Source organism: Thermococcus atlanticus, assembly GCF_054657855.1.
Genome location: NZ_BAAHXX010000001.1, coordinates 2,260,672 through 2,283,373 on the forward strand (window position 1 = coordinate 2,260,672; position 22,702 = coordinate 2,283,373).

Below are 22,702 nucleotides of genomic sequence, written 5' to 3' on the forward strand. Positions count from 1 at the left end.
AAGCGGTGCTTCAAAAAAAGCTGCCAGACATGGACTTAAGGAATTCTCACAAAAGTTTAATGAGTGTCGCCCCCTCCTAAAATCTTAAATAAGTGAAGCCCCATCACTAGTGATGGGGTGTTCATTTTGTTCAGCACACGCCCGGTTCGGGAGGAGGAGAACCTTCATGGGGAACAACACCGGGAAGCGGTGGAAAAGTTGAGGGAGACTATGGAAGACGGTGACTTTGTGGCAGTTCTCGGGCCTAGGAGAGTGGGGAAGACCAGCGTTATCAACGTTTTCTTAAACAAGTACGGTTCAAAGTACAGGTACCTCTATTATGACCTCGCATTTGGAATGGGAAGGGAGGCAATAAGCTACACCGAGCTTACGCCGGTATCAACAAACATCTCGGAGAAGGAACTTGAGTACTCGGCAACCTTAAGCTTCGGTCTCGTCAAAATGGACATAAAGCCGAAGGGAATAGCGGAGTTCCAAAATGCATTCCTCAACCTTCTGAGGTACCTCAATAAGCAAGGAAAGAAAACTGTAGTCATTTTTGATGAGGCTCAAGTCCTTCCGAGATTTACTCCTTTGAACATGCTCGGAATGCTCCAGACTATCTCAGATGGCTTTGAGAACGTTACTGTAGTCCTGTCAGGCTCAATGCCGGGTCTTTTAGAGAGGATAATCAACCCAACAGGAGACAGGCCTTTCTTTGCGAGATACGTTGAGAGGATAAACATTCCCAGATGGGACGTTAAGGAGAGCGTAGAATACCTAAAAAAGGGCCTCCCAGATTCTCCGGAAGAGGAGCTCAGGGAAGCTGCGAAGGAACTTTCCAACGTGCCCGGGTTTCTAGCATATTACGGTAAGCTTAGAACCAAGGGAAGAACCCACGAGGACGCCCTCTCGATGACAATTAATTACGCAGTTAAGCTCTGGAAGGAAGATTTGAGAAACTTCATCAGGATTTACAAGTCACCCGCCTACATTATTGCCCTAAGGACTATTGCTAAAGGTCCCTCTTACGGGGTGGAGACTGAAGAGATAGTAACTGAAATAACTTCAACTTTAAAAATCTCTGAAAGGCGGGCCAAGGAAGTGTTAAAGAACCTCGTTGACGGAGGTTTTCTTGTGAAGCCCAGGAGGGGAATCTATCAGATCCCTGAAAGGCCCCTAAGAAAAGCCGTGCTGGAGTTTAGATTTGAAACTTCATGGAGGGTTGCCGATGAAACTTCTCCTTAAAGATTGCGTTAGGTATGTTCCACATAAATACAAAAACGAGGCTGAACTTGAGGCCATAGTCTTCGAGCACTATCGAGTGATCTTTGGGATAACTCATTGATTTTCCCAAAGAAGAAAATCAAAAGTCCGGCTAACATCGGTACAATTCCAGACGCGTTCGTTATTGATTTCAAGAATAGAAGATGGTTCATCGTTGAGGTCGAACTCAGCAGACATCGGATTTATGAACACATAATTCCCCAGCTAACGAAGTTTCTAAACGCGCTTAAAAATCCAAACACCAAAAACAAACTTGCCGATGCCTTTTACAATTACATAAAGACTGACCCGTACAAGATTGCCCTTTTGGAGTCCAATGGGATAGAGAGGGACAGGTACAGGGAGATATTGAGGATACTTGAAACTACCCCTGATGTAGTGATAATCATTGATGAAATAACTGAAGCTGTGAGGGAAGCTGTGGGAGTGCTCTCCTATCCTGCGTACTTAATTGAGTTCAAAACCTTCGTAAGGAAGGGTTCTAAAGAGCTAGATGATCACATCCATCTGTTTGAAACACTCTCCCCCGCTTTTAAACAGGAAAACACTTCAGTGGAGAAACCATTCCAAAACAGAGTGCACAAAAACGAACTTGTGGATCTGATGAGGGAGGGAATGATCAGGCCAGGTTTTAGGATTTACAGGGAATACAAGGGGATCCTCTACACGGCAGAGATCCTTGAAGATGGTCGGGTGAGACTCTTCAACGACGGCACCGTCCACACAAGCCTCTCAAAGGCAGCAAGCCACATAACTAAAGGAGCAGTTAATGGATGGAGATGGTGGAAGTACAAGGATGAAAATGGAACTGAGCATGTAATTGATGACCTACGTCGTAGATTTAACTAACAACCACTAACTTTTTATGGGTTGTTAGTTAAATTAAAAATCATGAAGCCAATCATTCAGCTCCTCCTCTCAGAGTTCGGAGGGGAGGCAATAACCCGCGAAGAACTCGAAAGGCTCGCTTCATATTTCAACGAGGACGTTGATTACCTTGTGAACTATCTCATCCAGTACGGCTATGTTATTCGTATTTTGCGGGGCCTCTACTACGTTAAAACGCCGGTGGAGTTCTCGACCGGGGGTTCGCCTTCAATCTACAGGCTTCTCTCCCTTGGGATGGGTAAGATAACGAAGAACTGGTACCTCGGTCTCTTCACTGCTTTAATCCTCAGCGGTCTCACCCATGAAACCTACACGACGGTCTTCGTGATAAACGACAGAATAGCGAGGCCAAAGCCAATCAAAGTGAACGGAACCCCTGTTAGGATAATCCAGAGCAGAAGAAATCTTTTCGACTTCGGGATAGTCACCAAAGACTCCCTCCGGTTTTCAGACCTAGAGAAGACGCTCCTTGACTTCCTCTACTTCGCCAACTACGGCACCCTGCCCAAGAGCTTGGCGTGGAGACTATGGAAGGAGTATTATGGGATGGCAGACCCCACGAAACTCAAAGAGTATTCCAAAAGATACCCCCGTTCAATACGTAAGGTGATTGAAAATGGCGAATGATTCACTTCTAATGGAGATTCGCAGGAACGAACGGAGGGGCTTTGCAAACTTCGTTTCAAAGAAAACCGAAATAAAATCCGTAGACCTTGTGGAATGGGATTACATAATCCACACAATTCTGAAGGAGCTTGAGAGGGATCCGCTTTTCAAGGAGAACTACGTCTTCAAAGGCGGAACCTGCCTTGTAAAGTGCCACTTAGGTTACTACCGCTTCAGCAGGGATTTGGACTTCGCGTATCGGCACAGCGATGAGCTCAGAGAGATAAGCAGGAGCAAGCTCAAAAAATTTCTGAACGAAGAAACCGGTAGAATCGCGGAGATTTTAGGATGTATGGCCAGAGATTGGGGCCTTGAATTCCATTACAAGGATCACAGCGACTTCAACAATCACAGGTATTTCAGTTTTCTCCTCGGTCCGGGCTGGTTCAGGGAGATAATACTCTACTCCCCACTCGGCGAGAAGATAAAAATTGAGATAAACTACGCCGAAAGACTGGCCTTTAAGCCAAAAGCCCTAACGGCAAATACTCTCCTATCTCGGAAGCGTGTTGAGCTCACTTCAAGAGAATACAAAAAATACATTGAGTTTCTCGGCAACTATTATCCAGTTTCCCTCGTGGCTTATTCTGACAGAGAGATTCTCGTGGAGAAGGTTAGGGCTCTCTTGACGAGGAAAGAGTTCAAACTCAGGGACCTCTACGACCTTTACAAGCTCCATCAGAGGGGTCTCAAGATATCACGTTACAGTAAAGCGATAGAAGGCAAAATCAGGGAGTATCTCAACTTGAGCTCCACCGCCTCTAAAAACCTGAAGAACTCGATAACGGCTCTCAAGGATGGAAGCTTTCTTAGCAACCTCGAACCAGAGATAGGAAGGGACATTGGACTCATCGTTGAGCCCTTTTCAAGGGAAGAGTTTTTGAACTTCGTTGGGGAGTTACGGTTAGAACTCTTGGATATTGTTGATGAGCTAGGGGACTTAGTTGGGGTGAAAACCGATGGCTGAATCGGCCATACATCTTCTCGACAAACACGGTCTCGTTGACAACAAACGGGTGATGCTGATAGACGTTCTCAGGGAAGTTTTGACCTCAGGGGACTACAACCAGATTGACGTTGCCGTGGGTTTCTTATTCATAAGCGGTATGAAGGAGATTCAAAACGAGCTTGATGAATTCTTCTCAAACGGGGGCAAGATGAGGATTGTGATAGGCAACCAAACGAACAGGGAAACCTTCGAGCAGCTCAGCATGGTCTACCACTCCCTTGAGGCCCTTCAAAAGATAAAACGCCGTGAGAAAAGCATGGAAAAGATCCCTGACCAACAGAGCGAGGACATCGAAAAGAACGCCAACTTCATGGAGCAGACAGAGGAGAACGAGATGTTCCTGAGGAGGCTTATGGACTGGATCCAAAGCGAGAAACTAGAGATTAAAATCTACGTCAAGGAGTTTATGCATGCCAAAGCGTATCTCTTCTACCCCTCAAGGCCCTCGGTAACCCGGATAGGGCTGGTTGGTTCAAGCAACTTCACACTGGCCGGTTTCTCTGGCAACACTGAACTGAACGCTATTGTGCAGTCAACTCACTTTGAGGGCCTAAAAGAGTGGTACGAGGAGATTTGGGAAGAGGCCCTCCTCTTTAACCCAAAGCTCCTCGAGATAATAAGGAACAGCTGGGCGGGTCAAGTTCCTGGCAACCTGCCCTCACCGTGGGAAGTCCTTATTAGGGGCCTGTACGAGCTTTACAAAGAGATACTGGAGAAAGACACTGGATTTCTCTTGAGGAAGCTGGGAAATGTGCTCTACCCCTTCCAGAAGGATGCCGTTATGAGGGCGATATCCATTGTTAACAAGTACGGGGGAGTTCTAATAAGTGATGTTGTCGGTCTGGGTAAGAGCTACATAGGTTTGGCCCTCTTGGAGCACTTCTCCCTTTTGGATCTTCTCCATGGACGCCCGAGGGAAGTCGCGGTAATAGCCCCGCCAGGCCTTGTCCGCTACTGGGAAGGGTTATTGTGGGAGTACAACATTCCGGGTAGGGTGTTTTCATCCGGCCTGTTGCCACGCAGGGAGTTATCGCCCGACAAATACCAGGAAATGGAGAAGTACCTTAAGCGAGTTGGGACGGTCTTGGTTGATGAGGCCCATCATTACTCAAATCCAAGCACGAAATCCTACAAAAACCTCCAGGAGCTCGTCGCTGGCAAAAGACTTATCCTCCTCACGGCGACACCGTACAGGAAGAGGTACAAGGACATAATAAGCCAGATTCGCCTCTTTCTCCCAGAGAGACGACATCCCTTCCCGATAACGCCGCAGACGTGGGAGGATCTTACAAAAGCCATAGAACGGGGTGAAATAGACCCCTCATATGTATTCAGGGAGGTTTTAATAAGAAGAACTAGATACGACATCCTCAAGCTCTACGGAGGCGAGGGCAATTGCATCAAGGTAAAGAAAAACAAGAAGCTCTGCTTCCCCAAGAGAAAGCTGTCCGTACTCACGTACACGATATCAGAGGTTTATCCAGGAGACATCTACGAGTTGCTTTTGAACGGCATTTCCTCAATGAACTACACTAGGTTTGACCTTTACAACTACGTTCTGCCCCAGTTCCAGGACGCTGAGCCTTACAGGAGCTTATCTTCCGCCGGTAAAGGACTCAGGGGTATCATGAGAATTCTCTATCTGAAACGTCTGGAGAGTTCTTGGTATGCTATGTATCAGACCCTGGGGAGGGATCTGATAAAAACCCAGAACTTCATTAAATTCGTTCAGAACGGCTTCATTCCTGCTGGAGACGAGTTTGATGATGTTCTGCTAGGGAAAATTGGTGGCAATAAAGAGAGAGTCCTCGACGACGATGAAGTGAAGGCCCTTATTGAGAAATACAAGAAGGAGAACAAAGTCACCTACAAGGCGGGTGGCTTCAGGATTAAGAAACTTCTTGAGGACTTGGAGCACGACGTAAAAATCCTGGAGTCCATGAAAAAGGCACTCGAACCCCTCAAAAATGAACTGGATGAGAACCCTGAGAAAGACCCGAAGCTCAGAAGACTAGCGGAGGAAATTGTGAAACTAAGAGAGGACGGTAAGAAAGTCCTCGTCTTCAGTGAGTTCGAAGAGACGGTTCAGTGGATTTACAAGGGCCTCAAAAAGATACTTCCCAATGATATCGTCCAAAAGATGGAATATGTGAGCTCAAACACTAAGGGAATAGCTAACAAAATAAGGCGCTTCGCTCCAAAATTCAATGGATATGAGGAGATTGAAGAATCTCAGGAACTTCACATTTTAATAGCGACCGATGTCCTCAGCGAGGGTCTCAACCTCCAAGATGCTAACGTGGTCATAAACTACGACCTTCACTGGACCCCAATTAAGCTCATCCAGAGGATAGGTAGGGTCGATAGAATAGGGACAGAGCACGATGAGATTTTGGTCTACAACTTCTTCCCTGAGAGGAAGCTTGAGGAGAACCTTGGGCTCCTCCAAAAGGTCGAGAGAAGAATTCAGGAGTTCAATAGGGCCCTTGGAACGGATGGAAAAATCCTCCAAGAGGAAGAGGAGTGGAATCCCTCGGCAATAAGGGCCATCTACGGAACTGAGGAGATAGAGAAAATAGAGGACGAATTCAGCGGCTCATTATTATCGGTTACAACGTTTGCAGAGAAGCTCTTGAGAGATTACAAGGAGGCAGATGAGAAAAGGTTCAATGAAATCATCAAAAGGTACTCAATGAGAAGCGTTGCAAAGATTCCCAAGGAAAGTGCCCCGATGGCGTTCTTTGTCTGCAGTAATGGGGTGATGGCTCAGTATTTCGTCTACCGCCTCGTGGACGGTGAGTGGAAACCCCAAAACGTCCCGATCGAACAGCTGTTAAAAGACACTGGATTGGAGGAGGACACACCCCCATACAATAGCACTGAAGCCATGAAAACCTACCGCGTTGTTGCCAATAAGGCACTGTCTGACTTTAAGAAACTTCTAAAGATTGCCGAGAGCGAGCTTGAGTACACCCATAGGCGGCCGTCAAAAATTCCGAGGCAGGTCAGAATAATCCTCGGTAAACTTCAAGAGAAGATTGCGAGAGCCAAGAACCCGGGGGAGAAGGAGTCCCTGAGTCTGCTCTATGATCTTGTCTATTGGGGATACTTAAACCATGAACCTTTCAGAAATGCACTCTTAAAAGCCAACGTGAAGAAGAATACTTCAAGAGACAAGGTAGAAGAGCTCTGTTGGAATCTCGTCGAGCGCTTCGGGATAGCGGCACGCCGTAAGACGGTCAAAGAGGAAATTAGAAAGCGCAGGATGGAAGGAGTTAAACCACACATAGTTGCAGGGCTACTCTTAGTCCCCACGGAGAAAGGAAGTTAGGATTTTGCTTTTCCGAACATTATTTAATCTTTAACCTGAAACATTGAGTGGTGAGAACGATGGAGGAAAAAGTTGTTGGTGCTACGTTCCCCGTTCCAAGATGGTTCCTTGAGAGGATACTCAATGAGGGCAAGACTGTCTTTGTTAAGCCCTCCACGCTGAGGGTGAAGCCTGGCATGAAGGTCGTCTTCTACGCGTCCAGAGAAAGCCAAGCTTGGCTCGGGGAGGCTGAGGTTGAAAGCGTCGAGTTTCTGGAGAACGTTGAGGAGATACTCAAGAAGTATGAGAAAGAGCTTTTCCTCACTCCCAAGGAGCTTAGGGAGTACGATCGCGAAAGAGCCAAGTGGCACTCCCGTGGGAGGAGGCCGAGGCCTTGGATGGTTCTCAGGCTGAAGAACATCAGAAAGTACCCGAAACCCGTTAAACCCCAAAGGTTCATCGCAGTATCGGGAAGATACATAAAGGAAAGGGAGTACAGGGAAATCCTAAGGAAGAGCGGGCTTTAAAGCAGGCCTTCTGGTCTTGCGACCCCCTACGAAGAAGAGCCTAAGGGATAGTATTTGTCGGAAAACATCGAATTCTTCATGGAATTGTTCAGCAGGGCAATGGGAGCTTTTTTAGAGAAATTGCGGAGCTGTATGGTAGCCCCGCCGGGATTCGAACCCGGGTCGCGGGATCCAAAGTCCCGCATGCTTGGCCGCTACACCACGGGGCTGCCCGATAGTATGGAACTCCCCCGCCTTATAAAAGTTATCGGGCCAGCTCAGAAAACAAACTCCTCACTCTCACCGGGGGAGAACTCGCTCATGACGCTCTCGAAGTCGCTTTCAGCGGCGTAAACAAAGCCGCACCTGTCGCATTTAAGAACGCTCCCCTCCCTTCTCAGAGGGGCAAAACAGATGGGACAGCGGTACTCCTCGGCTTCAAACCTCGAAAAGACCTCATCGAGCATTACAAGAAGCTTCAGCTCGTTCTCCCAGTCCTCATGCACCATACCCCAGTAGGGGGTCGAGACCGGGACTTCATCCTCCACCAGAAGGGGATTTATCCCGAGGCTCCTGATTCCGTGCGGCAGCCTTTGGGCCGGCTCTATCGAAACGACGAACTGATTGTAGAACTCAATGTTCTGGGCCCTTACCGTAATCCCGGCGCCTATCCTCCTCCTGAGGGGATAGAGCTGGAGGAACATCGAATCGCTGTACGGCTCATAGCTCACCGTAACCCCGACGTGCTTTGATGAAAAGAACTGGGTCAGGTTTTCCTCCCTGTCCTCCCCCACAAGCCGGAAGCCGAGCTTCCTCAGGGCACGGTTCATGAATCCGGGTCTGGGATAAGAAGAGTAGGTCAGATAGTATTCACCGATCCAGCCGGCAAGTGCCATGGAGTAACCCACAAAGAACTGCTTCTGAACCCTGAGGTAGGCAACGCTCGGCACCAGTTTTATCACTGATTTTCACCGCTAAATTGAGAAACGCTCAGGAAGTATTTATGGTTTTTGCTGGTTTATTTCTTGTTTTTTATTTTTGGTATTCTTATATCTGTTTGTAATTTCTGTTCAATTTTCTTGAGCTTGGCCCGGCCTACAGCTTCTGCCTGAGGGCAAACCTCTCCTCAACTCCCCTGCTTATGAGAACGAATGCCAGAGCTAGGATGGCTATCGCAACTCCCGGCGGCAGAATCCACCACCAGGCGCCGCTTATGAACGCCCCCTGAACATACGCATCCGCCATGTATGAGCCCCAGTTTATCCCGGGAATCATGCCAAAGAACCCGATGAATGTTATGAAGACTATGAGGCGCGGGATTGCAAGGGAGATGTACGATGTGGCGACAACAACGGCCCTCGGGATGATGTGTCTCGTTATGATGTGGCGGTCACCGGCGCCCAGACTTTTCGCAGCCTCTATGTACTCCTGCGAGAGCTCCTGAAGGACTATCATCTTCAGGCTCCTAGCATCCCTGCCCCAGAAAAGGGACGCAAGGATCAGGGCCAGAGAGGACGTTGAGATGCTCATTCCCAGGCCGGATGCCTGCTTTGAGAAAAGAAAAATCAGAGCCAGAGAGGCCGGCAGGAGGGGTATGGCAAGGAGAACCTTGTTCAGGAAGTCCACGGCTTTACCTGCGGAATTGCCGTAATAGCCGGATACGATGCCGAAGAACATCACAAAGAGGAAGAGCAGCCCCGCAGCGAGGAATGTTATCAGAAGGGTGGTTCTCATTGACCACGTGAAGCCTATCCAGAGGTCTCTGCCCCTCGAATCGGTTCCCATCAGTCCGAAGCAGCTGCCTATAACACGAACTTCCGGCGTTGGGGGTGTGGAGTTGGTGAGGGAATAAACCACTATATCAAAGACGTATTTCCCGTGGAGGGGCATCCCGTTCTTCCCCGTAAACAGCAGGGAAACGGGGTTTGTGAAGTAATCCATGGTAACGTTGAGATAGGACGAGGCCATTCCCGAAATCTGCTCCCGGACTGATCTGTCTATTCCCAGGAAAAGCTCGGGATAGTTGATGGGGTTGCTGTAGAGGTGGACGGTGTATCCGTCGGGCCTGCGGAGGGAGATATCGACCACATAGCTGTCCGTGAAGTTCGGGCCAAACAGTATAACAATATCCTGGGGCGGAACATCGTAGCTGTATTCATAGACATACGTGGTGTTGTAGGCCGTCACGCCGGAATACCTCAGCACCCGGGTCTCGGGCTTCAGAACCTCCGAAACCGCCCTGTCGTGAAAGGTAAGGTAGTTGTACCACTCGGGGGGTGCGAATTTCGGGTTGTAGTGCCAGCGGGTGATGTCATTCCATGCGGAAAGCTCGCTCTCGGGGACAATTACCGGAACGATGAGCGAAAAGAGGAGGAAGAAGAGAATTATCGCAATCCCGAGCCTGATTTTCATTCCCTCACCCCCACCCTCGGGTCAAGATACACGTAGAGGGCCTCAAGGATCACGGCAGCGGCGACATAGATGATGACTATCAGGGAGCTCACGATGAGGAAAAGCATTGGATGGATGCTCATGGCCACCCCCTGATTCGGGACAACACGTCTGGAAAAGCTGTAGTAGAGAAGGGTGCCCAGCCCGTTGAGGCCGAAGATTATGTCTATTATGAACGTGCCCGTAATCAGGTCGAGGAGGGTGTAGGTTGTGAACGTCAGGAAGGGCGGAAAAACGTTCTTCAATATGTGCTTTCTTATGATCCACCATTCCGTGAAGCCCTTCGCCCTGGCAACCGTTACGTACTCCTTGTCAAATTCCTCTATTGCAAGGTTTCTGATTCTGAAGGCATAGCCCCAGACATAGATGAGGGCAACCGAGAGGACGGGAATAACCAGATGGGAGAGGATATCCAGATACCGCCATATGCCCTCCTTCGGGGGCAGGGATTCCCAGCCGGAAACCGGGAGGAGGTTGACCTTAAACCCGAGGAGGAGTATGAGGATTCCCGCGAGCCACCATGCGGGGATTCCCTCCGAAAAAGGCGCCATGAATGTCAGAAGATGGTCTATTGGAGAGTCCCGCTTAAGCCCGCTGAAGAGTCCGATGGGGATTCCGAGGAGAAGTATCAGAACCCATGAAAGAGCCAGCAGGGAGATGGTTTTTATGATATACGGCGATAAATTGCTCCGGTATCTGACCATTATCTCCAGAGCCTGCTTCAGATATCGGGGGGCAAGGACATAGGTTGGATCCGATAGCCCGGCCTTTTTGATGTAGTAGTACTCAAGGTACTGCCTTGGGGTCATGTTTAGCCTCTTCGCCTCCTCCTGCATCCAGGGGCTTCTGTAAAAAACGCTGTAGGCCTGCCTGTCTATACTCTCAACAACATTCCTCTTTGAAACCTGTATTATCAAAGCCGAGAGAATGAGCATGACTATCAGGCTGATTGTAATTATTTCAAGGAAACGTCTCAAAACGAAAAGCGTGCGTGACATGGTAACCCCGGCATGAGTAAACAGAAAAACCCTTATAAATTTTACCAAGAGCTTTTTTAAGCCGGGCAGTGGTAAAAACTCAGGAACCGAAGAACTCATCAAGCCGGATCGGTTTCTTCTTTTTCATCCGGGTTTTTTCCTCCCTAACCTCTTTCTCCGGCTTCGGTTCCTTTTTCACCCTCACAGGCTTTTCCCTGCGCTTGAACTTTCCATTCTCCCTCAGCTCATCAAGGTATCCCCTGCCCTTTATTTTCTTTCCGGTTCTCTCGGCTATCATCTTATCGCAGATGTCATTGGCGTTCAGGCTCATGAGCGTCCGCTGGGTTTCGGGGAAAACATTCTCAAAAAGGCTCTTAATGTCCTTTTCCGTCAGGCATATCCTCTGCCTCGTGTAGTCAAGGACGCTGTATTTTGCCACGAGCATCTTTGCCGTCGGCAGATACTTCTCGATGGCGCCCTTCGAGACGGTGAGGACAATCTTCCCCCCGCACTTCGGACATTTGCCGTTCATCGGCGGCCTCCTGTACTTCGTGTTGCACTTCACACAGCGGAACTCCTGCCTCGTGAAGCTCCTCAGGTTGCCCCTCAAATCCGGGATCAGGTGGGAGTTGATTATCGTCTCGGCGACGTGGTGTTCGTCAACCGCCCTTATGCGCTCGGCCAGCTCGAGCTGCCTCCTCACTTTGTCGACCATGTCGCCGAGCTGCTTGTAGAGGCTCAGCTTCGGCCCGAGGGCGATATCATCGGAATCATGCGTAAACCTGAGCCCCTCATACATTTCCGGCTTTCCGAGGCGATCCTCAACGCGCTCTATGAACTTTATCTCCTTTGGAGATTTGAGCTCGTAGGTTGCCTCATAGAACTCAAGCGGATAATAGCGCACGATATCGAGGTTGTGGACCTCGCTGTCAACCTCCCTCGGGTCCAAACGCGTGGTAACGACCAGCGGAGCGTCCATCTTGCCGCCGCGCTTCTCAGGGAGGTAGTATCTGGAGAAGTTCAGGAGAGCATCGAGGAGGAGCATGACAGCATCCTCGTCGCCATCACAATTTGCTGTAGTAATATTATCACTAACTATTATAGTATGATATTTGGTGGCACTTAGAGAGTATACAAAATCGTCAGGAGGTCTGACAAACCCAATAGACCGAACTTTAAGAAGAACCCCCATTTCCGTAGCACGCCGATAGGGTTGGAAGTTGTAGTCTCTCCATTGTTCGGCAACATTATTCTTTCTTTTGCTGATGAATCCAATTGAATTCATGAAACTCAACGCCTGAATACTGTAGAGGTTCAAACGATAGACTTTAGACACAGGGACAGTACCACCCTTGGCTTGATGGTATTTTTGGACAACGTTGCCGGGACGGGAATTTGCGTCTCTGTCCACACCCCAGCTCGGGTAAAGGCCAAATTTGGAGATTAGCAATGTGTCAATGTCCTCCAACAGGGCCTTGTTAACACTATACACAACTACCATTGGCCTCGTGCCAATAATAGTTCCGTCTCCTTCAAAGTACGTCCTTAGCATCTCCGCGACCACGTCCTTGGGGAGGGTGTAAACGAGTGACGGAACACGCTTTGTGTGGGCGTTGCTTCCTGCGCCAAGAACCTCTGTAAACAGCAGGTACAAAATACGAGAGCCAATCGTGACCTTTTCTCCGCGCTCGTAGATTCCAAAGCCATCCCCAAAGGCCTCTCTGAGAGAACGTTTCAAGTCATCGCGAACCTCGCTATCGGTTATTGAGAAACTTATCTGGTAGACGCTGTCGTTCTTCCTCGCGTAGCCCTCAGCCAGATAATAGCCAAGGACGCGCATCAGCTGTTTTATCGGAGCAAACCTCTTTATTCTAACCTTATCGCGCTTGAAAGCCAGCCAGCAGTCTGGGACGTCTTCGAACGAAAGCCCATTTTCTTTTAGGATTCTCAAAAGCTCTCCCAGCGGCAGAGAGTCTCTGCGGAGGTAATCTCCGTTAACTTTCACTCCAAGCGAGGACAGCCACTCAGAGAGTCCACGGACCATGATAATATCCCATATGTGTGCGAACCGTTCATCCAAGAAGGCCTTGAGCAAGTCGAAACTTTCAATATTAACCTCTTCAAACTCAAGCTTGGGAACGAATATTCTGTCGCCCTCCTTCACCTCGAAGGCCCGCTTTTCCACGAACTTTCCATTCTCGTAGACCAGAACCGGATGGTCAACCGTCGTTTCAAAGCTCCTCCCCATCTCAAGCTCGAACCGTATCAGGTGATCGGTGCTCGGCGCTTTTATGACGTCCCCAATTTCAGTCAGAACTACTTTGCCCGTCCCGGGATCGAGAGAGTAAACCCTGATGTCAGTCTTGGGCCTCTTTCTGACGTAAACCATGTTTTCATAGCTTTCCTCTTCAAATAGATCATACAGCTCCCTGAGCGTTATCCTCCGGGGCATTCCATTGATCTGAACAAGTATTCTGGTATCACCCGGGAAGCAATTCCTCCTCTTCGCTGCATGATAATAGGGATGAGCATAGCCAACCAGAGCGTCGACGAAGCCTATAATCCGTCCGATGATTCCTGCTGATGTGTGGGGGGCAAGCCCTATGACGAGGTGACCGACCAGATCATCCATCTTTTCAACGTTGTAGAACCTCGGAAGACCGTAGAACCTCTCAAGCAGGTCATCTATGAACTTCGCAACCCTCACAAGGTATCTTCCGGCCTCTTTGGACAGGATAACATCCTGAACCTTGAGCTCAAGAATCTGATCCTCGCTGACCAGGGGCTTCCCTTCGAAGTCGTGGGTGTAGCCGAGCTCACGGAGCTTTTCAACGCTAACCCCAACCTCCCTCGGGCGGAAGTGGGTGATGGGAGCGTCCGTGGCATCGAACCTGATGGTGCCGTCTTTGAACACGTAGACATCGTTTTTGGCCCTCAGGATTCCCTTCTCAAGAGGCTCCGCTATCTTGAAGCCCGACGTCATTCCCATGACGCCCTTAAGCCTGTCAATGGTATTGACCCTGACATTGCCCATTGCCCTGCTCAGAAGCTCGGAGGGGTTGATTTTCCTCCTTACGTAAGGCTTCATGTCAATCCCGCACTTAGGACAGACCGTATCCTCCGTTGATTGGAAGCCGCACTTCGGACACGTATAGAGGAGCTCTGCCCGGGCCCCGCAGACGGGACACTTCGGGAATATGTCGACATGGCCGCATTCGGTGCACCTGAACTGGGCTATCTCCACGAAAGCGGTCCTTCCGTCCTCCGCTGCCTTCTTTATGTCCCTCGAACTGCCCCCGGCAAGGCCGATGGGAAAGAGAACATGAACTGGGGGCTTCATCCTCCGCTCCTTTGCCTTCTCGGGCCTCCCCATCCTCGCACCTATCCAGCTTATGCCCCTGTCCCTGAGCTTTATCTCGCCTGCCTCGTTTATCAGGTCTATCGGCGTGTGGAATTCTTTGACCTCTATCCTTTTCTCAAGGTTCATCAGGGGGGTCATCAGGGCGGCGCTCCATGGATATTCAACAACAACGCTTCCATCCTCCACCCTGTGGGGAAGGCCGAGAAGTTCGAGGTGGCGCTTTGCACTTCCAAGAACATCGAGGGGAATGAGGGTTCTTCTGGCATATTTTACCCCCCTGTACTCGGCCCATTCGATCTGGGCATTTATGAGGATATTCTGGAGCGATGAAAGCTCTTCAGGCCTGAGCGTATTCCAGTAGAGGGTGTAGTGGGGGTGGAACGGTATGTCAAGGATTCTGGAAATGTGTATGGCCTCCTCCACCGTCGGTCTGACCCTCAGAGGATCCTTCAGGAGCTCCCTCAAAAATCCGGCATCCATATCGAGGTAATCAGCGGCCTCTTCCAGCACGTCGTGCGCATTTTCCTCGAATGGCCTCAGCCTGAGCTCATACACATCCTCCACAGCCTTAACAAACTCCTGAATCCACCACTCCTCCGCATAGTTTGCAGGCAGGAGGGTCTGGTTGTTCTCAACGAAGTCGCCGAAGTTTATTATGGCATCCCCTACGTAGAGAATCTCCTCAAGCTCGTCCCTTATCCTCAGGGCGGTTTCATAGTCATCGACTCTGAGAACGGAGCCGTCCCTGAGCTTGACAATTGGCCCCTCGGCTGTCGTGGCGGGGGTAACTATACATCCCTTTCCCGGCCTCTCGGTCTTCATCTGGGTTCCCACAGCCAGGAACTCGTCGAGAATCAGCATTGTCGCGGGATTTATGGACCAGGTCGCAAACCCGCTCGTCCTTGAGCGGCCGTATCTGAGGCGGAAGCCGCCGTTCCTCGAAGGCTCCGCAAAGAGAGGTCTGCCACCGATTATCTCCTTCGTGTACTTTGAGTTTGGGGCTATGTTCTCCCTGAGCTTCTCATAGAGCTCGTAGTAAAAGCCTTTTTTGACCTTTTCCCCGGCTCTCTCAGAAGGGGCTTCTTCGGCTTTTTTACTCGCTTCCGGCAGCTCCCCCGAGACCTTCCCCTTCTCCTTCGATTCAACGAATTCCTTAATCCATTCCCAGCCCTCAATACCCATCTTATCTATGTACTTCACCAGCTTCTTGGCCTTCTGGAGGACGCCTTCGGCCAGAACGAGTATTGCACCGCCGCGGAGGTGATTCGTTTCGACGCCGGGAACGTTTCTGTGGCTCACCTCAACCTTGTCCGTTTCCTCACCCGTTATCTCCACAGGAATGCTCCTCATGGCCAGCCTTACCTCATCGGCGCTCGGGTGATACTGCAGCCTCGTGACGGCCCTGTGGTAGAGGTCGACCTCCTCAACCATCCTCTCTATGTGCTCATCTGTGGGTTTAAACCTGTCAAGACCCAGCTTTTTCCTGACATAGTCGCCAACGAGAACGCTCAAAGCCTGAGCCGTTCCGCCGGAGCTCCTTATCGGGCCGGCGTAGTAGAGGGCGAGGTATTCACTCCCATCAGAATTTTTCTTGATTTTAACGTCGGCTATGCCCTCAAGGGGGGCAGAGACGATACCTTCGGTGAGAATTGCCAGAGCTGTTCTCACGGCCTGCTCAGCCAGCTTTTCCTTGCTCTCAAACTTCCCGAATTTTCCCGCTATGATTTCATCAACAACCTTTAACGATGCGAGCTCCTTACCGTATTCCTTCACCAGAACCCTTATTCTCTCCGCAACGCCCTTCGGGCCGACGAGGCTCTCAACACGCCCGGCCATATCGGTCGCCTGGGGAACCTCAACCTCTCTGGAGGGATCAAGACCGGTTGCCCTGGCCTTTTCGGCCATCTTGTATGCCCTGTCTATCTCGCGCTGGAGGGATTCGAAGTAGGATTTCATTTCATCGGAATAAAGTTCCATAGAAATCACCTCTACAAAACAGTCTAATGGATATCAAAAGGAGAGTAAAATAAAAAACGAGATACTGCATAAGTCGGCCAAGGAGATACCGCCTAGTCTGGCGGTACCTCCATTCTAATTTTATGCTGTTCCAAATAAAAACCTTTCGAAAATCCAGAGAGCCATTCATAAGCGGGGATCACCCCCATAAAGATGGATAAGTTCTCTAGCGTTGAGATGTTCAAGGGGGAATCCCAAAAGGCGAAGATATTCAGCTATCCGCCTGCTGTGTTCGCCAAGAGAGACTACAACACCACCAGCTGACAAGTGCTTGAAATCCTCAGTGAAGGAAATGATCTTGAGGGAACCTTCTTGTTCTTCAACATATCTAAGAATGTACTCATAAACATGGGAGGATTCAATCAGTTTTCTCTCGTCCTTCCCCGCCAATAAACCCGCAGGGGACAGTTCAGGAATCAGGTAAACAATCGGAAATGGACGATAGCGGAGGGGATTTATTTTAACCGAGGGATCCCTATAAATAATATGACCCAGGTCTCGATTTCCGACGTGGTAAATTCTAAATCTATCATCGTTAAATCCAAAGGGTTTTAGATACTGTTTTAGCTCGCTAATATCAGGTTTTTTGTTTCTCAGCTTTAGTATAGTTCCAATGTACCCCAACAATAAATCAGCCGCGGAGATAAGCAGATTAACCTTATCTCCATTGGGAACTACGTAAACCTCGTTGTTATTACACAATTCATTCCATGCAGGAGTCTCAGGAGATGTTGAAAAACTGTCTACATAAACTCTAGCGCGTTTAATCCCGGTCCGATGAATAACGGTCCAGACAGGAACATATGCAAAATACGACTTAAGCACACTTTCAATAAACGTTTTTACACTTATGGGCTTTTCTTTTCCGGGGAGAGAGATCTTAGATGCCCCAAATGAAGCAAAAACAAAATTAACATAGAGACCCGAGGTGTTCACAACCTCATTAACAAAATCCCTCAAAAAAAGCATGTACTCTTTAAACTCGGACCCATCAATCAAAATTCCACGAATATCTACTGATGCAAAAACTCTCCGGGGGATATAGACACGATAACGAGACTTAAATTGCTCCATAAACTCGTAGTGGAGCTCCCTGAAAACGGGAAAATCTGAATCCTTAATGCCAACAGCAACCCCAATCCGACTAAGGAACGAACCTCGCCTACCGACAAGTTTAAGAATGTCCTCATCAGACCCAAAAAGCCATTGCATCGTTTAAACCCCCTCGCACCATTTACCGAAATCTATAACCGTCTTCAGACGGGCGGTCTCGATATCTATAACCGGAACCTTGCCTGGAGTCGGGACTATGTTGACCATCTTCTGGAACTCGGTCTGGGCCTGCCATGTGGCGGAATTTACGAGGAACACCCCGTGGTAGACCTGGTACTGGAGAACATGCACGTGCCCTGTGTGGAAGAGGTCAGGAACGCTTTCAATCACCAGCAGATCCTCCGGATCCGGGGCTATTGGAACCTTCCCGCCAAACGTCGGGGCGAGGTGGCGGAGCTTCAGGAGGTTCACCATGGCCTCCGCCGGCCTGTGGTGGCTCCGGTTGGGGATGAACGAGACAATGTCCTCAATTCCCCTGCCATGGTAGACGAGAAACTCCCTCCCGTGGAGGTCTATAACGGCAGGATTGCTTATTATCACCGCGTTTTTAAGCTTTAAAATCGGGTGCGCATATTCCTTGTAGAACCCGGGCTGGGGGAGTGCCATCCTTGCGGCATCGTGGTTTCCGGGCCCGATAAACATTGTCATGTGCTCAGGAACATTCGCCAGAAGATTTGCGAGGGCCTCGTACTGATCAAAGACATCCGGGATAACCAGCTCGCTGTACTGACCCGGGTAGATGCCGACGCCGTCAACAACATCGCCGTCGATTATTATGTACTTGATCCTGCTCACAATCTCCTCCTCTTCCCTGCTGTTTACCTCACCGTTAAGCCACTCCAGGAACTTTATGAACGCCTTTTCACAGAACTTGTTGCTCCCCACGTGTATATCACTCAAAAGCACCGCATAGACCTTCTCATCGAGTGGCGGTTTATTCCTCTTGTAGAGGGGAACATCGGGCAGGTAGATGCTGTTGGCGAAGAGAATGCCCTTTTTGGAGTAGTATCCCTTGAAGGCAACAACGGCATCGGGAACTATATCAAAAACCTTCCTGTAGTCCTCCTTATCCCTTCCGATGAAAACCTTGATGACCCCGGTCCCGTCCTCCACCTCGAACATGTAGCCCTTTCTCGTCTCCCGCTTTGAATTTATCAGGCCTATTATCGCAACCTCCCCCTCAGGAGCAACATAGCCGAGCTTTGCGATGTCAATTACCCCCGAAACCTCCGGATTCTCCCTCAGGAGCTTCCTCATCTTCTTCATTCTGCTCCTGAAGTAGTTGGCATAAACCTGAACTATTATCTCGCCCTCTTTGCCGTTTGCATTCTTTGCCTTCGGGGGCTTCAGCTTTACATTTTTTACATCAAATTTAATCTCGTACTCGTCGGGAATTTCCTTAGCCCTAAACTCAAAATCCTCCCTGGGCCTTATGCTCAGGTCAGAATAGGTCGAGTAGCTCTTCACCTCACCCTCGGGGATAATCTCCTCCTCCACGGGCACCAGAACACCGTACTCCCCATAGACGACCCGGGGGGCATCCTCATCGCCATTTCCACTGGAAAACTCCTGTGCAGAGGCTTCAGATTCAGGGATTTCAGCCTCCTGCGAAACCTCTATGGGCCGCACACCGGAGGCAGCTTCAGTGGAAACAGAACTCTGGCCCCCATTAGAGGGGATTTCTACGGCCTCAATTTCCACAGAACTGGGAGATAACAGATGCTTTTCAGGGGCAGTTCCAGTGGAAATATACCCCTGCCCCGCCTCATTTTGAAACTCCAAACCCGGGATTTCTCCAGAATCAGGCGGTGCTGCTGAAGTTTCGGGGGAAGTTCCACTGGAAACAGGAGTCCGATACTCCCCTCCCACCGGGACGGCTCCGGTGGAAACCGTATCCTCCTCCGCGGCCCGGGCTTCCAGTGCCCCTTCGACCACCACACTTTTTTCAATGCTCTCCAGCAGAGGGGGCTTTTCAGCAATCAACCCCTTCGATTTGAGGAACTCCTCGGCCAGTGCATTATCTATCACAAATGTTCCCCGTGTCCGGGCAAATTTTATCAGTTCAGAAAGCATGAAGTCTCTCTTATACCTGTCTTGAAGAAGGAAATAGGCCGATGGGGTTATCAGATACCTGTTCATTAGCAAATCCCTGACCAGATCCATCAAAGCAGCCTCCTCTGCGGGGACATGTTCACAGTCAACAGGGACTGGAGCTGATTGTCATGCCGGTATATGTTTTTGACCTTATAAGGTGTTATGTTAAGCCGGATTTCTTTGGTTCTGCCGTAGCGCCCCTTGCTCACGACCTTGGCATTGATAATCCCGAGCATGTCGAGCTCGTTTATGAGGTCGCTCACCCTGCGCTGGGTTAAAGGCTCAAGATCAATGTAATCACACAGGCCCTTATAAACCGAATACACGTCGCCGGTGTTTGCCGGCAGCTCGCCGTTCTCATCCAGCAGCACGATGGAATACAGGAGCACCTTTGAATGCAGCGGGAGGGTCTTTATGACCTCTTCCATCGTATCCTGTTCAATCTTCTCCTGGGCCTTCCACACATGTCTCTCGGTGACCCTGGGGGCTCCCTCACGCTCGGCAATTTCGCCGCTGACCCTGAGCAGATCCAACGCCCTTCTCGCATCCCCGTGCTCCCTCGCCGCCAGAGCCGCACAGAGGGGCACCACGCCGCTGTCAAGCACATCATCATAAAAAGCATATTTCGCCCTCTGGAGGAGTATATCCCTGAGCTGCGTTGCATCATAGGGCGGGAAAACGACCTCCTCCTCACTCAGGCTTGAGAGAACCCTTGGGTCAAGATAATCCTTGAACTTAAGGTCGTTCGAGATGCCGATTATGCTAACCTTGGCATTCACAAGCTCGGAGTTTATCCTCGTCAGGCTGTAGAGGATGTCATCCCCGCTCTTTTTTATGAGCTTGTCAATCTCATCCAGGACTATGATCACAAAACGCTCCCTCGCATCTATAACCTCCTTCAGCTTTGCATAAACCTCATCCGTCGGCCAGCCAACAAGGGGAACCTCAACGCCGCTTTCTCCCTTGAAATAATTAACGATGTTTGCAAGAACCCTGTACTGGGTGTCGACTATCTCACAGTTGACATAGATAACATCAACGGGAACATCATACTTCTCGGATATCCTCCTGAGCTCTTCAGTCACAAACTTAATCGTCACGGTTTTACCCGTCCCGGTTTTCCCATACACAAAGACATTGGAAGGGGTCTCGCCCCTGAGGACGGGAACCAGGATATGGGCCAGATTCTCTATCTGCTCCCTTCTGTGAGGCAGCTCTTTTGGAGTATAGCTGTGCCTCAGCACCTCCTTGTTCTTGAATATTTTGCGTGCATGAAGGTATTTTTCAAAGATTGAACCCAGGTAGTTCTCTTCCATGCTCTACCCCTCCACTGGAAACAAAGCCCGGTTATGTGCATTCTGCTATGTTCTTATTCTAAATACATCATTTGAGACATGTCTTGACATACCAAACAAAACATAAAATCCGACCATGCGTCATGATTCTACCATGTTGAACGTAACTCCAGAGGAACCACATGATCCAGAGGAAACCGCAATACATGGATAACCCGAAGGATTTATATGCTTTGTTGAACACAGCGGTGTAAAAAAAGAATGGTGACGTGAGAGAAAACATGCAAATTCAGATGTAGCCCACATCCTGTTCCCCGGACTTCACAGCCTCAAATATCTGGTCCAAGAGTGCCTCTGCATCCTTCCTGCTCATTCCAACCTTAACCGTTAGAAATTTCAGCAGTTCTCCCTTCGTTGCACCTTTTTCAATCCTCTCCACAACCATGCCGATAACGTGCTCGAATATGGATCTGGCAAAATCCTCTTCAAGCCCAAGGGCCCGGACAACCTCATTAACACCGATAAGCAAAACGGTCAGGGCATCGTTGAACTCGCCCTTTCCGAGGGTCTTTTTGTCAAGGTCTACGCGCAGCACAATCTCATCATTCATACCGCTCAGGGTGAATTTAAGGAGGTTGACCTTATCATTCAGACGGAGAAGTGTATGATATATTTTCAGCCGCTCATCGTTTGAAAGTGCAAGCGTTTCTACCCCCAGGGGAACCAGCAGATACACAAAGCCCTCCCCGAAGATCAGGTTGAGAACAAAGGGCATTTTCGGGTACTGGGCAAGATAATGTGTCGGCCCGGTCCGGGTAACCGTCCACGGAAGGTCGACGATGTCCCTGGCGTCATCCCTGCCTTCCCTCAACCAGCCGATAATCTGAGTTTCCAGAGAATCCTCCACAGGAACCACCACAGGTAATTTCGGCACAATGTCTTAAAACACTATTCTTCCAGAGGAAGTGCTGTGCGTTAATGTGCATTCGAGGTTGACATATTAAATAGCCTGATGGATGCGTCTGAGCATTTCCACTGAAAGCTCTATGCACAGATATGGATATCCACATCAGTCCACCAATAAACGCAAATGTCCATTTAGGTTAAATGTTTTTGCTAACGTTACATTGTTAGGTTAAACAAGTCGAACCCCGGGGGAGTTTCATTTCCAGTGGAGCGGGGTTTGTGGCTACACAGGAAAATACCGACCTTCTTTTAGTGCAAACACTCCCACTTTTTCTTGTGTTACTTCTATATATATGTTTCTATGAACTAACATATAAATAACAGTTGAACAACAATAATAGTTGTACAAAAATTCCAACATTCATTTAAAAGGCATTGAAAGAATTTGCAGTGGGTGTATGTAAAATCCTTTATAAATCCCTGTTTCCAAATATCCAGCAGCATCCACCATCCATTTCTCCAAACCCCGGTTCCAGTGGAAATAAAACTCTGGGGGGGTCTTTAAAATGTTCATCGAAATGGAGCTTGATTTCCACTGGAATATACAGTGCATTCATGCACCTTCATGTCCGGTTCATCGGATGGGTGTGCGATACCTGGATTGGGAAAAATCAGTTTTTCGACCTTATGGGCAATCACCAACGGGTCGGTCACGTGTGTTAAATTATGGTCTATGAACTGTCAATTGTTTAGTGAATTAGTGGTGATGCAGAGTTCTGTTTCCACTGGAAGTTCACCCGCAGGTTTTTAATCTGCTGCCCCGGGAGAAAAGTATATAACCCTC

Annotated in this window: 15 protein-coding genes and 1 tRNA gene; 6 read left to right on the plus strand and 10 right to left on the minus strand. The window is 49.3% G+C overall.

Features of this window, described 5'->3' with window-relative positions:
- Nucleotides 1–117 precede the first annotated feature (117 nt).
- The 6 genes from ACYQ27_RS12380 (at nt 118) to ACYQ27_RS12405 (ending at nt 7,666) form a co-directional block, all read left to right on the plus strand.
- Entirely contained in the window at nt 118–1,227 is a 1,110-nt protein-coding gene (locus tag ACYQ27_RS12380; protein ID WP_460041728.1) for an AAA family ATPase, read from the plus strand.
- A 96-nt stretch (nt 1,228–1,323) separates the two neighbouring features.
- On the plus strand, nt 1,324–2,115 hold the full coding sequence (locus ACYQ27_RS12385; RefSeq protein ID WP_460041729.1) for a restriction system modified-DNA reader domain-containing protein: 792 nt from the start codon (nt 1,324–1,326) through the stop codon (nt 2,113–2,115).
- A 42-nt stretch (nt 2,116–2,157) separates the two neighbouring features.
- Nucleotides 2,158–2,781 (plus strand): type IV toxin-antitoxin system AbiEi family antitoxin domain-containing protein, encoded by a 624-nt coding sequence (locus tag ACYQ27_RS12390; protein ID WP_460041730.1) that lies wholly within the window; start codon nt 2,158–2,160, stop codon nt 2,779–2,781.
- Nucleotides 2,771–3,787, plus strand: a complete 1,017-nt coding sequence (locus ACYQ27_RS12395) for a nucleotidyl transferase AbiEii/AbiGii toxin family protein (protein ID WP_460041731.1) — start codon at nt 2,771–2,773, stop codon at nt 3,785–3,787. The genes ACYQ27_RS12390 and ACYQ27_RS12395 overlap by 11 nt, the downstream gene beginning before the upstream one ends.
- Nucleotides 3,780–7,160 (plus strand): helicase-related protein, encoded by a 3,381-nt coding sequence (locus ACYQ27_RS12400; protein WP_460041732.1) that lies wholly within the window; start codon nt 3,780–3,782, stop codon nt 7,158–7,160. Before ACYQ27_RS12395 ends, ACYQ27_RS12400 begins: the two co-directional genes overlap by 8 nt.
- Nucleotides 7,161–7,219: 59 nt before the next feature.
- On the plus strand, nt 7,220–7,666 hold the full coding sequence (locus ACYQ27_RS12405; protein ID WP_460041886.1) for an ASCH domain-containing protein: 447 nt from the start codon (nt 7,220–7,222) through the stop codon (nt 7,664–7,666).
- Nucleotides 7,667–7,799: 133 nt separating this feature from the next.
- On the opposite strand, the gene ACYQ27_RS12410 is transcribed toward ACYQ27_RS12405, so the two are convergent.
- From ACYQ27_RS12410 to ACYQ27_RS12455, 10 genes are all read right to left on the minus strand, one after another.
- Nucleotides 7,800–7,875, minus strand: a tRNA-Gln gene (locus ACYQ27_RS12410).
- Nucleotides 7,876–7,923: 48 nt separating this feature from the next.
- A complete protein-coding gene (locus ACYQ27_RS12415) occupies nt 7,924–8,604 on the minus strand; it encodes a hypothetical protein (RefSeq protein WP_456452838.1) in 681 nt (226 codons plus the stop codon).
- A gap of 136 nt (nt 8,605–8,740) precedes the next feature.
- Nucleotides 8,741–10,057 carry an ABC transporter permease gene (locus ACYQ27_RS12420; RefSeq protein ID WP_456452836.1) on the minus strand — a complete coding sequence of 439 codons (1,317 nt, stop codon included), beginning with the start codon at nt 10,055–10,057 and terminating at the stop codon, nt 8,741–8,743.
- Entirely contained in the window at nt 10,054–11,094 is a 1,041-nt protein-coding gene (locus ACYQ27_RS12425; RefSeq protein WP_456396706.1) for an ABC transporter permease, read from the minus strand. The genes ACYQ27_RS12420 and ACYQ27_RS12425 overlap by 4 nt, the downstream gene beginning before the upstream one ends.
- Nucleotides 11,095–11,173: 79 nt before the next feature.
- A complete protein-coding gene (locus ACYQ27_RS12430) occupies nt 11,174–16,411 on the minus strand; it encodes a DNA-directed DNA polymerase II large subunit (RefSeq protein ID WP_460041733.1) in 5,238 nt (1,745 codons plus the stop codon).
- Between the two features lie 165 nt (nt 16,412–16,576).
- On the minus strand, nt 16,577–17,662 hold the full coding sequence (locus ACYQ27_RS12435; protein WP_456452144.1) for a DUF8203 domain-containing protein: 1,086 nt from the start codon (nt 17,660–17,662) through the stop codon (nt 16,577–16,579).
- A 3-nt stretch (nt 17,663–17,665) separates the two neighbouring features.
- Nucleotides 17,666–19,726, minus strand: coding sequence for a DNA-directed DNA polymerase II small subunit (locus tag ACYQ27_RS12440; protein ID WP_460041887.1), 2,061 nt, complete (start codon nt 19,724–19,726; stop codon nt 17,666–17,668).
- Nucleotides 19,726–20,973, minus strand: a complete 1,248-nt coding sequence (locus ACYQ27_RS12445; RefSeq protein WP_456396712.1) for an ORC1-type DNA replication protein — start codon at nt 20,971–20,973, stop codon at nt 19,726–19,728. Before ACYQ27_RS12445 ends, ACYQ27_RS12440 begins: the two co-directional genes overlap by 1 nt.
- A gap of 268 nt (nt 20,974–21,241) precedes the next feature.
- On the minus strand, nt 21,242–21,868 hold the full coding sequence (locus ACYQ27_RS12450; RefSeq protein ID WP_456452146.1) for a DUF8183 domain-containing protein: 627 nt from the start codon (nt 21,866–21,868) through the stop codon (nt 21,242–21,244).
- 411 nt (nt 21,869–22,279) lie between these two features.
- Complete coding sequence (locus tag ACYQ27_RS12455) at nt 22,280–22,471, minus strand: hypothetical protein (RefSeq protein WP_460041734.1); 192 nt, start codon at nt 22,469–22,471, stop codon at nt 22,280–22,282.
- Nucleotides 22,472–22,702 lie beyond the last annotated feature (231 nt).